The organism is Pseudomonas sp. CM27 (assembly GCF_013179515.1).
Lineage (GTDB): Bacteria > Pseudomonadota > Gammaproteobacteria > Pseudomonadales > Pseudomonadaceae > Aquipseudomonas.
In genome coordinates this window covers 1-11586 of the sequence record NZ_JABMCN010000195.1, presented here as the reverse complement: position 1 = coordinate 11586, position 11586 = coordinate 1, and the positions used below count along the sequence as shown (strand labels likewise).

The window sequence follows — 11586 nt, the reverse complement described above, 5'->3', positions numbered from 1 at the left end:
AGCAGGCCTATGCCCGGGTGGAAGGTTTGCGCAAACTGGTGCAGCGCTATATGGACGAGGCCCGGCGCGCCGAAGACAAGCGCGAGCAGCGCTTGCTGGACGAGCTTTCCCAGCGCCTGCCGCGGCAGAATCACCTTTAGCCTGTACCGGCCCTATCGCCGGCAAGCCAGCTCCCACAGGAATTGCGCAGGGCTCAGGCCTTGCGCCGCACCTGTGGGAGCTGGCTTGCCGGCGATAGGGCCGGTACAGGTATGACCTTGCTACACCTGCAGCGGCCTGCTAAACCTTAATGGAGTTGCATTCGCCATCATCGAAGGAATCGCTAGCATGGCAGTCGATACGGATATTTCGCCGGACGGGAAAAAACTGACGATCAAGATCAAAGGGCGCTTCGACTTCGGCAAACACCAGGAATTTCGCAAGGCTTACGAACGCATCAGCAAGCCAGATTCGGTGGTCGTCGACCTCAGCGACGCCACCTACATCGACAGTTCCGCACTCGGCATGCTGCTGATGCTGCGCGACCATGTGGGCGGCGATGACTCGGATGTGCGTGTGGTGCATACCAACTCCGACGTGCGCAAGATCCTCGCCATTTCCAATTTCGAAAAACTCTTCGATATCAGTTGAGCGCCGACATGCCGGCCGAACAGGCGTTGACCGTGCTGGTTGCCGAAGACGGTGCCGCCGACCGCCTGCTGCTGGCGCAGATCGTTCGCCGTCAGGGCCATCAGGTATTTACCGCAGAAAACGGCGAGCAGGCAGTGGCGCTGTTCGTCGAACGGCGCCCGCAGCTGGTGCTGCTTGATGCGCTGATGCCGGTGATGGACGGCTTCGAGGCAGCGCGGCAGATCAAGGCCCTGGCTGGCGAGGCGCTGGTGCCGATCATTTTCCTGACCTCGCTCAATGAAGAGGAGGGCCTGGTGCGCTGCCTGGAGGCGGGCGGTGACGACTTCATGGCCAAGCCCTACAGTGCGGTGATCCTCGGCGCCAAGATCCGCGCCATGGACCGCCTGCGCCGGTTGCAGGCCACCGTGCTGCAGCAGCGCGACCAGATTACCCGGCACCATCACCACCTGCTCAACGAGCAGCGTGTGGCGAAGGCGGTGTTTGACAAGGTGGCCCACTCCGGCTGCCTGTCTGCGCCGAACATTCGCTACCTGCAATCACCTTTTGCGCTGTTCAACGGTGACCTCATGCTGGCGGCTTTCACCCCGGCCGGCGAAATGCGTGTGCTTCTCGGGGATTTCACCGGCCACGGCCTGCCTGCGGCGGTGGGCGCCATGCCGCTGGCCGAGGTGTTCTACGGCATGACCGCCAAGGGCTACGGTATGGCGCAGATGCTCCGCGAGATGAACGCCAAGCTCAAGCGCATCCTGCCGGTCGACATGTTTTGTTGTGCAGTGCTGCTCAACCTCAGCATGCAGCGCGGTACGGTAGAGGTGTGGAACGGCGGCATGCCCGATGGCTATCGCCTGTCGGCGAGCGGCGAGGTGTTGTCGGCGTTGAGTTCGCGGCATCTGCCACTGGGCATTCTGACGGCCGAGCGGTTCGATGACAGCACCGAGGTACTGCCGCTGGCGCCCGGCGAGCGCCTGCTGTTGCTGTCGGACGGCGTGCTCGATACCGCCGACAACGATGACCGCCTGTTCGGCGTGCAGCGGCTGCGTGCGGTGCTTGCCGACAACCGTGACCCGGCGCAGCTGTTCGACCAACTGATGCAGGCCCTGGAGGACTTTGGCGGGCATCCGCGCGACGACATCAGCTTGTGCGACATCCGCATGTTCAGCGCCGATGAGCGGGTGCCGGCGCCGACGATTTACGCTGACAGTGGTCGCTCCAGCCCGCTTGACTGGTCACTGGGCTTCGAAGTGCGTGGCGAGAGCCTGAAGCGCTTCAACCCGGTGCCGTACCTGGTGCAGTTGCTGCAGGAAATCCACGGGTTGCGCGCCCGTACCGGTAGCTTGCACAGCGTGCTCAGCGAGCTGTACGCCAACGCCCTCGAGCATGGCGTGCTGGGCCTGGACTCGCAACTCAAGCGCGATGTGCAGGGTTTTACCGACTACTATCAGGAGCGCGCCCGGCGGCTGGGGTCGCTGACCGATGGTTTTGTACGCATTGATTTCAAGGTTGAACCGCATGCCGATGGCGGGCGTCTGATGATTCAGGTTCGCGACAGTGGAGCGGGGTTCGATGTGCAGCGGGTGCTTTCCCGGCCTTCGCAGGAGCACGGTCTGAGCGGTCGTGGCCTGCACCTGGTACGGCGGCTGGCCAGCCACGCGCGCTGGAGTGAGGGCGGGCGCTGTGCGCACGTCGAGTTCGTATGGTGAGCCACAGGCAGGCTCAGGCATAATCTGGCTTGATCAAGGAGTGAACAAGTGACTGACATGCATATCGACCAAAAGGTGCTCAGCGACCTGCGTGATGTCATGGAAGAGGGCTACCTGCAGCTGGTGCAGACGTTCCTCGAAGATTCCGAGCGGCGCCTTGCGCAGCTGCACGCTGCCAAGAGTGCCGAGGAGCTTGGCATCGCCGCGCACAGTTTCAAGGGCAGCAGCAGCAACATGGGTGCGGTGGCGCTGGCCGCGCTGTGCCAGCTGCTGGAAGACCGTGCCCGGCAGCCGCCGCTGTATGGCATCGAGGACCTTGTCAATCGCATCGACCAGGAATTTCTGGAGGTGCAGCGCTTCTACCAGGACGAGCACCAGCGCATTTCTGCGGGCTGAGACTCGACTTGGCGCGAGTCTTGCCTGTCTCTGGCCGGATGATCTTTTTGTTTCTGGCGCGGAGACCGCTCGATGCCTGTCGCACCCAACCCTTTGTTGCAAGCCAACGCCATCGCCAATTCCTCGCGTGCTGCCTCCGCGCAGATGGACAAACCGCTGCAGGCGCTGGGCGACAAGGGCGACGGCTTCGGCCAGGTGATGGCCAGGCAGGGGCGCGACAAGGTCGGCGGCCAGGACGACAAGGTCGCCCAGGCCAAGCCCAAGGACAAGCCCGAGGTTGCACAGGGCGGCAAGAAAGACCCCGCCGACAAAACCGCGGTTGCCGATGACGGCAACAAGTTGCCAGCAGACGACCAGGCCGATACCGGGCTGCGCGATGCCAGCCTGGTGGCCGGCCAGGTAACCGACGCACAGCCAGGCAGCCAGCTGATCCAGGCCCAGGCCGAGGCGGTGGCGCCTGTGTTGCAGGCCGCTACGGCGCAGGCCTCTGCCGCGCAACCCGAGGAGGCGGCTGCCGAGGAAGCATTCGACCCGGACGCCGATCCCCTGGCCAATTTGCCTACACTGCGCCTGGCTCTGGAGCACAGTGCCCAGGCCAAGGGGGGCACTTCGGCGCATGCTCTGGACCCGTCACAGGCTCAGGGTGAAGAAGGGCGGGCAGCCGTCAATACCTTGGCGAATCTGGTCGAAGGCGGCGAAGGCGAATCCACTGAATCGGGTGACAAGGCCTTCGGTGCCTTGCTCGAAGATGGCCTGAAAGACACCAAGAGCGCCAGCAGCGATACCCGTGTCGACGATTTCGCCAACCGCCTGGCGAGCCTGACCCAGGCTGCCACGGCCAAGACCGCCAATGCCGTGCCGGCCAGCGCCAGCCCGTTGCACCAGCCATTGCCGATGAACCAGAACGCGTGGGCCGAAGGCTTGGTCAACCGGGTCATGTACCTGTCCAGCCAGAACCTCAAGTCGGCGGATATCCAGCTGGAGCCGGCAGAGCTGGGCCGCCTGGACATTCGCGTCAATGTAGCGGCGGACCAGGCCACCCAGGTCACCTTCATCAGCGGCCACGCTGGCGTGCGTGACGCTCTCGACAGCCAGGTGCACCGCTTGCGCGAGCTGTTTGCCCAGCAGGGGCTGGCGCAGCCGGATGTGAATGTGGCTGACCAGTCGCGCGGGCAGCAACAGCAGCAGGGGCAGGCGCAGGGTAGCAACCTGTCGGGGGTGGCGGCGCGGCAGGCGGAGCAGGGTCGTGAGGTTGTCGACAGCGCCCGGCCTGTGGAACAGCAGGTGGTTGTGGGTGACAGTGCGGTCGATTATTACGCCTGATGTTTACATGGGCGGGCCCTATCGCCGGCAAGCCAGCTCCCACAGGTACTGCACAAGGCTCAAGACCTGCGGGGAGCATGTGGGAGCTGGCTTGCCAACGATAGGGCCGAGCCTGCTTCCCCAGGTACTGCACAAGGTTCATGGCCTACGGAGATCCTGTAGGAGCTGGCTTGCCGGCGATAGGGCCGAGCCTGCTCACGCGCAATTGGTCCACCTCTGCTAAATCTGGCATAACACTTGCTCAAGCCAAGCCATTCTCCCTTGAACTCCCAATGGACGACGGATTATTGGCATGGCGAAAAGCGAAGCAGTCAAAGACCCCGCCACTAAAGGCAAACTCAAGCTGATCCTGCTGGCCGTCGTGGGCCTTTTGCTGGCGATCGGGCTTTCGGTGGGCGCTACCTGGTTCTTCATGCACAAGAGCGAGCCGGCCCCGGCCGCCGAAACTGCAGCCAGCAACGTCAAGCCTGTGGCCATCTACGAAGCCCTGACCCCGGCCTTCGTGGTCAATTTCAACCAGAACGGCCGGCAGCGCTACATGCAGCTCAGCGTCACCCTGCAGGCGCGTAACCAGGCCGACATGGACGCCCTCAAGGTGCACATGCCGGTGATCCGCAACAACCTGGTGATGATGTTCTCCGGCCAAGGCTTCGACACCCTTGCCGCCAGCCCGGTCGGGCAGGAGATGCTGCGCCAGAAGGCCACTGCCGTGGTTCAGGAAGTGGCGCAGAAGGAAGTCGGCAAACCGGTCATCGACCAGTTGCTGTTCACCAATTTCGTATTGCAGTAGGAGTCCGCAATGGCCGTACAGGACCTGCTGTCCCAGGATGAAATCGATGCCCTGTTGCACGGCGTCGACGACGGGCTGGTGCAGACCGAAAGTGCATCGGAACCCGGCAGTATCAAAAGCTACGACCTGACCAGCCAGGACCGTATCGTGCGGGGTCGCATGCCGACCCTGGAAATGATCAACGAGCGCTTTGCCCGCTACACCCGCATCAGCATGTTCAACCTGCTGCGCCGCTCGGCCGACGTGGCAGTCGGCGGCGTGCAGGTGATGAAGTTCGGCGAGTACGTGCATTCGCTGTACGTGCCCACCAGCCTCAACCTGGTCAAGATCAAGCCGTTGCGTGGCACCTCGCTGTTCATCCTCGATGCCAAGCTGGTGTTCAAGCTGGTAGACAACTTCTTCGGTGGCGATGGCCGTCACGCCAAGATCGAAGGCCGTGAATTCACTCCGACCGAACTGCGGGTAGTGCGCATGGTGCTGGACCAGTGCTTCGTCGACCTCAAGGAAGCCTGGCAGGCGATCATGCCGGTCACCTTCGAGTACATGAACTCCGAGGTCAACCCGGCCATGGCCAACATCGTCGGCCCCAGCGAGGCGGTGGTGGTATCGACCTTCCACATCGAGCTGGACGGCGGTGGCGGCGACCTGCACGTGACCATGCCGTACTCGATGATCGAGCCGGTGCGGGAAATGCTCGATGCCGGCTTCCAGTCCGACCTCGACGACCAGGACGAGCGCTGGGTCAAGGCCCTGCGCGAGGACGTGCTGGACGTGGCCGTGCCTGTGACCGCCACGGTCGCCCGGCGCCAGCTGAAGTTGCGCGACATCCTGCACATGCAGCCTGGCGATGTGATCCCGGTGGAGCTGCCCGAGCATCTTGTGCTGCGCGCCAACGGCGTGCCGTCGTTCAAGGCCCGGCTGGGTTCGCACAAGGGCAACCTGGCCCTGCAGATCATCGACCCGATCGTGCGCCGCTGACGGCGCAGCGCTCGCTCATAACGAATTGAATGCCTGTCGAGGAAACCATGGCTAACGAAAACGAAATCACCTCCGCAGAGGACCAGGCACTGGCCGATGAGTGGGCCGCAGCGCTGGAAGAAACCGGTGCCGCCGGCCAGGCCGATATCGATGCGCTGCTGGGGGGTGACACCGGCGGTATGGGTGGCCCGGGCCGCCTGCCGATGGAAGAGTTCGCCAGTTCGCCCAAGCCGAACGAGAACGTCAGCCTGGAAGGCCCGAACCTGGACGTGATCCTGGATATCCCGGTGAACATTTCCATGGAAGTGGGCAGCACCGAGATCAATATCCGCAACCTGCTGCAGCTCAACCAGGGCTCGGTTATCGAGCTTGACCGGCTGGCGGGCGAGCCACTCGACGTGCTGGTCAACGGCACGCTGATCGCCCATGGCGAAGTGGTCGTGGTCAACGAAAAGTTCGGCATCCGCCTGACCGACGTGATCAGCCCCAGCGAACGCATCAAGAAGCTGCGCTGAGTGAAGGGCACGATGCGCGCCATCGCGGCGTCCGCGGTGCTGCTTGCCAGCCAGGCCGGTCTGGCCGCAGCCACCCCTGCGGCGACCCCGGCGTCTGCGCCTGGCAGCCTGGGCGGGCAGCTGGCGCAGATGGTCTTCGGCCTGCTGTTGGTGGTGGGCCTGATCTTCTTTCTGGCCTGGCTGCTGCGGCGCCTGCAAAGCACGGCGGTAAAGGGCGGGCAGGTGATCGAGATCGTCGGCAGCCGCGCCATCGGCCCGCGTGACCGGCTGTTGCTGGTGCAGGTGGGCAACGAGCAGATCCTGATTGGCCATACCCCCGGCAGTATCGAGGCCCTGCATGTCATGGCCGAGCCCGTGCAAGTGCCGGTTGGCAGCCGCCAGGCGGCGCCCGAGTTTGCCCAGCGACTGATGGAGCTGATGGGCAAGGACCCTAAGGACAAGAAGTGATGAGTGGCGCGCTGCGTACGTTGTTGACCATGGCGCTGCTGCTGGCGGCGCCGCTGGCCCTGGCCGCCGACCCGCTGTCGATCCCGGCCATTACCCTGTCCAATGGTGCGGACGGGCAGCAGGAGTATTCGGTCAGCCTGCAGATCCTGCTGATCATGACGGCGCTCAGCTTCATCCCGGCGTTCGTCATCCTGATGACCAGCTTCACCCGCATCATCATCGTGTTCTCGATTTTGCGCCAGGCGCTGGGCCTGCAGCAGACGCCGTCCAACCAGATCCTCACCGGCATGGCACTGTTCCTGACCCTGTTCATCATGGCGCCAGTGTTCGACCGGGTGAACCAGAACGCCCTGCAGCCCTACCTGAACGAGCAGCTTACCGCGCAGCAGGCCATCGACAAGGCCCAGGGGCCGCTCAAGGACTTCATGCTGGCACAAACCCGGCAAAGCGACCTGGACCTGTTCATGCGCCTGTCCAAGCGCACCGACATCGCCGGCCCTGACCAGGTGCCGCTGACGATCCTGGTGCCGGCGTTCGTCACCTCGGAGCTGAAGACCGCATTTCAGATCGGCTTCATGATCTTCATCCCGTTCCTGATCATCGACATGGTGGTCGCCAGTGTGCTGATGGCCATGGGCATGATGATGCTGTCACCGCTGATCATCTCGCTGCCGTTCAAGATCATGCTGTTTGTGCTGGTTGATGGCTGGGCGCTGATCATGGGCACCCTGGCCAGCAGTTTCGGCGGCGTCTGACGCCGTCAAGGAGAGCGCATGACCCCGGAAATTGCCGTTGACCTGTTCCGTGATGCCTTGTGGCTGACCACCCTGATGGTGGCCGTGCTGGTGGTGCCAAGCCTGCTGGTGGGTCTGGTTGTGGCGATGTTCCAGGCGGCCACGCAGATCAACGAACAGACCCTGAGCTTTCTGCCGCGGCTGCTGGTAATGCTGGTCACGTTGATCGTCGCCGGGCCCTGGCTGGTGCAGAAGTTCATGGAGTACATCACCAACCTGTACACCAACATCCCGCAGCTGATCGGTTGACGCGGCGATGCTGGAGCTGACAGACGCGCAGATCGGCACCTGGGTCGCCACGTTCATCCTGCCGTTATTCCGGGTGACGGCGGTGCTGATGACCATGCCGATCTTTGGCACCCGCATGTTGCCGGCGCGGGTGCGCCTGTACGTGGCGGTGGCCATCACCGTGGTGATCGTGCCGGCGCTGCCGCCACTGCCTGAATTCGACCCGCTGAGCCTGCGCGGGATGTTGCTGTGCGCTGAGCAGGTGATTGTTGGTGCGCTGCTCGGTTTTTCGCTGCAGCTGCTGTTTCAGGCGTTCGTGATCGCGGGTCAGGTCGTTGCCATCCAGATGGGCATGGCCTTCGCCTCGATGGTCGACCCTGCCAACGGCGTCAACGTGGCGGTCATCAGCCAGTTCATGACCATGCTGGTGAGCGTGCTGTTCCTGTTGATGAACGGCCACCTGGTCGTGTTCGAGGTACTGACCGAAAGCTTCACTACTTTGCCGGTGGGCAATGCGCTGGTGGTCAACCACTTCTGGGAGCTGGCCGGGCGCCTGGGCTGGGTGTTCGCCGCCGGCCTGCTGCTGATCCTGCCGGTGATCGCCGCCTTGCTGGTGGTGAACATCGCATTTGGCGTGATGACCCGCGCGGCGCCGCAGCTGAACATCTTCTCCATCGGTTTTCCGCTGACCCTGGTCATGGGTATGTTCATCTTCTGGGTCGGCCTGGCCGATGTGTTGTCCCACTACCAGGCATTGGCCAGCGAAGCGCTGCAATGGCTGCGTGAACTGGCGAGGGCGCGCTGAGCATGGCAGAAAGCGAAAGTGGCCAGGACAAGACAGAGGACCCGACCGAGAAGCGCAAGCGCGATGCCCGCGAGAAAGGCGAGATCGCCCGCTCCAAGGAGCTCAACACGGTGGCAGTGACCCTGGCCGGTGCCGGTGGCCTGCTGGCGTTCGGCGGCCACCTGGCCGAGACGCTGCTGGCGATGATGCGCATGAATTTCAGCCTGACCCGCGACATCATCGTCGACGAGCGGGCCATGGGGGCGTTTCTTCTGGCATCGGGCAAGATGGCGATATGGGCGGTACAGCCAATCCTGATCCTGTTGTTTGTGATCTCCTTCGTGGCGCCTATCGCGTTGGGCGGTTTTCTGTTTTCTGGCAGCCTGCTGCAACCTAAATTCAGTCGCATGAACCCGCTGTCGGGGATCAAGCGCATGTTCTCGATGAACAGCCTGACCGAGCTGCTCAAGGCGCTGGCCAAGTTCTTCGTGATCCTGATAGTGGCGGTGGTGGTGCTGACCAACGACCGCCAGGCCTTGCTGTCGATTGCCAACGAGCCGCTGGAGCAGGCGATCATTCACAGCTTGCAGGTGGTGGGCTGGAGTGCGTTGTGGATGGCGACCGGGCTGTTGCTGATTGCGGCGGCGGACGTGCCGTTCCAGCTGTACCAGACGCACAAGAAAATGAAGATGACCAAGCAGGAAGTGCGCGACGAGTACAAGGACAGCGAGGGCAAGCCCGAGGTCAAGCAGCGCATTCGCCAGCTGCAGCGCGAGATGTCGCAGCGGCGCATGATGGCCGCGGTGCCGCAAGCCGATGTGATCATCACCAACCCGACGCATTATGCGGTGGCGTTGCAGTATGACCCGGAGAAGGGTGGGGCGGCGCCGTTGCTGCTGGCCAAGGGTGCCGATTTCACGGCCTTGAAGATTCGCGAAATTGCTGTCGAGCACAAGATCCAGATTCTTGAGTCGCCGGCGCTGGCGCGGGCGATCTACTACTCCACCGAGCTCGAGCAGGAAATCCCCGCCGGGTTGTACCTGGCGGTGGCGCAGGTGCTGGCCTATGTGTTCCAGATCCGCCAGTACCGGGCGGGTAGAGGGAAGCGACCGGAGCCGTTGAAAGACGACCTGCCGATCCCGCCGGATTTGCGGCGTGACAGTTGATCTTGTGTCAGGGCCGGGACAGGCAATATAAATCCCCCGCCGAGCAAAGTTGGACAGCTTCTTGCAAAGCCAGCCGCAGACGCCCCTTGGGCGTCAAAGTTTTGCATCAAGAGGACTCGCGGTGGATCGCACTCAGTTAATCAGCAACGCCCGTAACAACCTGGCCGGTCTTGGCCGGGGCAACCTGGGTGTGCCGCTGTTGCTGCTGGTGATGTTGGCAATGATGATGTTGCCGATACCGCCGTTCCTGCTCGACGTGTTCTTCACCTTCAACATCGCCCTGTCGATCGTTGTCCTGCTGGTCTGCGTGTACGCCCTGCGGCCGCTCGATTTCGCCGCATTCCCCACCATCTTGCTGGTGGCCACGCTGCTGCGCCTGGCCCTGAACGTGGCCTCCACCCGAGTGGTGATGCTGCACGGCCAGGAAGGCCATGGCGCCGCCGGCAAGGTGATCCAGGCCTTTGGCGAGGTGGTGATCGGCGGTAATTATGTCGTTGGTGCGGTGGTGTTCGCCATCCTCATGATCATCAACTTCGTGGTGGTCACCAAGGGCGCCGGGCGTATCTCGGAGGTGAGCGCGCGTTTCACCCTCGACGCCATGCCCGGCAAGCAGATGGCTATCGACGCCGACCTCAACGCCGGCCTGATCGACCAGGCCCAGGCCAAGCACCGCCGTGCCGAGGTGGCCCAGGAGGCCGAGTTCTACGGTTCGATGGACGGTGCCAGCAAGTTCGTCCGCGGGGACGCCATCGCCGGCCTGTTGATCCTGTTCATCAACCTGATCGGCGGCATATTGATCGGCATGATGCAGCACGGCATGAGTTTCACGGAGGCCGGCAAGGTGTACGCCCTGCTGACCATTGGTGACGGTTTGGTGGCGCAATTGCCTTCACTGCTGCTGTCCACCGCTGCCGCGATCATGGTTACCCGTGCCTCCGGCTCCGAGGACATGGGCAAGCTGATCAACCGGCAGATGTTCGATTCGCCCAAGGCACTGGCGGTTTCCGCCGGGCTGATGATCGTCATGGGTCTGGTGCCGGGCATGCCGCACGTCGCCTTCATCAGCCTTGGCCTGCTGGCGGGCGGTGGCGCCTACCTGGTGTGGAAGAAGCAGCAGAAGACCAGGCTGCAGGCACTCAAGGAGGCGCAGCAGCAGCAGGACTTGCTGCCTTCGCCGCAACGTGCACTGGAAACCAAGGAGCTTGGCTGGGACGATGTCACGCCGATCGACATGATCGGCCTGGAGGTCGGTTACCGGCTGATCCCCCTGGTCGACCGCAACCAGGGTGGTCAGCTGCTGGCGCGGATCAAGGGGGTGCGCAAGAAACTGTCCCAGGACCTGGGCTTCCTGATGCCCACGGTGCACATCCGCGACAACCTCGACCTGCAGCCCAGTGCCTACCGCCTGACCCTGATGGGGGTGATCCTTGCCGAGGCCGAGATCTACCCGGACCGCGAACTGGCCATCAACCCGGGCCAGGTATTCGGCACGCTCAACGGTATTGCCGCGCGGGACCCGGCATTCGGCCTGGAAGCGGTGTGGATCGACGTTGGCCAGCGCTCGCAGGCGCAGTCGCTGGGCTACACCGTGGTTGACGCCAGTACCGTGGTGGCTACCCACCTCAACCAGATCCTGCAGAAGCACTGCCACGAGCTGATCGGCCACGAAGAGGTGCAGCAATTGCTGCAGGTGCTGGCCAAGGCATCGCCTAAACTTGCAGAAGAGCTGGTGCCCGGTGTCATTTCCTTGTCGGGCCTGCTGAAGGTGCTGCAGGCCCTGCTGTCGGAGCAGGTGCCGGTGCGCGATATCCGCAGCATTGCCGAAGCGATCGCGA

At 63.2% G+C, this 11586-nt stretch carries 14 protein-coding genes; all 14 read left to right on the top strand.

Going from position 1 to position 11586, the window contains the following annotated elements; genetic code table 11:
- The coding region (locus tag HP547_RS21295) for a flagellar FliJ family protein (RefSeq protein ID WP_172287362.1) at positions 1–140 on the top strand (140 nt) is incomplete at its 5' end.
- A gap of 187 nt (positions 141–327) precedes the next feature.
- Positions 328–630 (top strand): STAS domain-containing protein, encoded by a 303-nt coding sequence (locus HP547_RS21290; RefSeq protein ID WP_172287361.1) that lies wholly within the window; start codon positions 328–330, stop codon positions 628–630.
- Positions 631–638: 8 nt separating this feature from the next.
- Positions 639–2330 (top strand): fused response regulator/phosphatase, encoded by a 1692-nt coding sequence (locus HP547_RS21285; RefSeq protein ID WP_172287360.1) that lies wholly within the window; start codon positions 639–641, stop codon positions 2328–2330.
- A gap of 48 nt (positions 2331–2378) precedes the next feature.
- The gene (locus HP547_RS21280; RefSeq protein WP_172231635.1) at positions 2379–2726 is read left to right on the top strand and encodes an Hpt domain-containing protein; all 348 of its coding nucleotides are present in this window, start codon (positions 2379–2381) and stop codon (positions 2724–2726) included.
- Between the two features lie 72 nt (positions 2727–2798).
- Positions 2799–4049, top strand: coding sequence for a flagellar hook-length control protein FliK (locus HP547_RS21275; protein WP_172287359.1), 1251 nt, complete (start codon positions 2799–2801; stop codon positions 4047–4049).
- A 292-nt stretch (positions 4050–4341) separates the two neighbouring features.
- The gene (fliL, locus tag HP547_RS21270) at positions 4342–4839 is read left to right on the top strand and encodes a flagellar basal body-associated protein FliL (RefSeq protein WP_172231641.1); all 498 of its coding nucleotides are present in this window, start codon (positions 4342–4344) and stop codon (positions 4837–4839) included.
- A gap of 9 nt (positions 4840–4848) precedes the next feature.
- Positions 4849–5817 carry a flagellar motor switch protein FliM gene (gene fliM, locus HP547_RS21265; RefSeq protein WP_172232578.1) on the top strand — a complete coding sequence of 323 codons (969 nt, stop codon included), beginning with the start codon at positions 4849–4851 and terminating at the stop codon, positions 5815–5817.
- Positions 5818–5864: 47 nt separating this feature from the next.
- Positions 5865–6332, top strand: a complete 468-nt coding sequence (fliN, locus tag HP547_RS21260; protein WP_172232581.1) for a flagellar motor switch protein FliN — start codon at positions 5865–5867, stop codon at positions 6330–6332.
- Between the two features lie 12 nt (positions 6333–6344).
- The gene (gene fliO, locus HP547_RS21255; protein WP_172232584.1) at positions 6345–6779 is read left to right on the top strand and encodes a flagellar biosynthetic protein FliO; all 435 of its coding nucleotides are present in this window, start codon (positions 6345–6347) and stop codon (positions 6777–6779) included.
- Positions 6779–7534: a flagellar type III secretion system pore protein FliP gene (gene fliP / locus HP547_RS21250; RefSeq protein WP_172287358.1), complete on the top strand. Its 756-nt coding sequence runs from the start codon at positions 6779–6781 to the stop codon at positions 7532–7534. The genes fliO and fliP overlap by 1 nt, the downstream gene beginning before the upstream one ends.
- An 18-nt stretch (positions 7535–7552) precedes the next feature.
- Positions 7553–7822, top strand: coding sequence for a flagellar biosynthesis protein FliQ (fliQ, locus tag HP547_RS21245; RefSeq protein WP_172232589.1), 270 nt, complete (start codon positions 7553–7555; stop codon positions 7820–7822).
- Between the two features lie 7 nt (positions 7823–7829).
- Positions 7830–8606, top strand: coding sequence for a flagellar biosynthetic protein FliR (fliR, locus tag HP547_RS21240; protein ID WP_172231713.1), 777 nt, complete (start codon positions 7830–7832; stop codon positions 8604–8606).
- 2 nt (positions 8607–8608) lie between these two features.
- The gene (gene flhB / locus HP547_RS21235) at positions 8609–9751 is read left to right on the top strand and encodes a flagellar biosynthesis protein FlhB (RefSeq protein WP_172231710.1); all 1143 of its coding nucleotides are present in this window, start codon (positions 8609–8611) and stop codon (positions 9749–9751) included.
- Between the two features lie 121 nt (positions 9752–9872).
- Positions 9873–11586 (top strand): FHIPEP family type III secretion protein (locus tag HP547_RS21230; RefSeq protein ID WP_172287357.1); only part of this gene is annotated, 1714 nt, incomplete at its 3' end.

Bases quoted from the DNA above. Each gene is read 5' to 3' on its own strand.
- fliQ (WP_172232589.1), top strand. From the start codon at position 7,553: ATGACCCCGGAAATTGCCGTTGACCTGTTCCGTGATGCCTTGTGGCTG.
- flhB (WP_172231710.1), top strand. From the start codon at position 8,609: ATGGCAGAAAGCGAAAGTGGCCAGGACAAGACAGAGGACCCGACCGAG.
- fliN (WP_172232581.1), top strand. From the start codon at position 5,865: ATGGCTAACGAAAACGAAATCACCTCCGCAGAGGACCAGGCACTGGCC.
- fliP (WP_172287358.1), top strand. From the start codon at position 6,779: ATGAGTGGCGCGCTGCGTACGTTGTTGACCATGGCGCTGCTGCTGGCG.
- fliO (WP_172232584.1), top strand. From the start codon at position 6,345: ATGCGCGCCATCGCGGCGTCCGCGGTGCTGCTTGCCAGCCAGGCCGGT.
- fliL (WP_172231641.1), top strand. From the start codon at position 4,342: ATGGCGAAAAGCGAAGCAGTCAAAGACCCCGCCACTAAAGGCAAACTC.
- HP547_RS21290 (WP_172287361.1), top strand. From the start codon at position 328: ATGGCAGTCGATACGGATATTTCGCCGGACGGGAAAAAACTGACGATC.
- fliR (WP_172231713.1), top strand. From the start codon at position 7,830: ATGCTGGAGCTGACAGACGCGCAGATCGGCACCTGGGTCGCCACGTTC.
- fliM (WP_172232578.1), top strand. From the start codon at position 4,849: ATGGCCGTACAGGACCTGCTGTCCCAGGATGAAATCGATGCCCTGTTG.
- HP547_RS21275 (WP_172287359.1), top strand. From the start codon at position 2,799: ATGCCTGTCGCACCCAACCCTTTGTTGCAAGCCAACGCCATCGCCAAT.
- HP547_RS21285 (WP_172287360.1), top strand. From the start codon at position 639: ATGCCGGCCGAACAGGCGTTGACCGTGCTGGTTGCCGAAGACGGTGCC.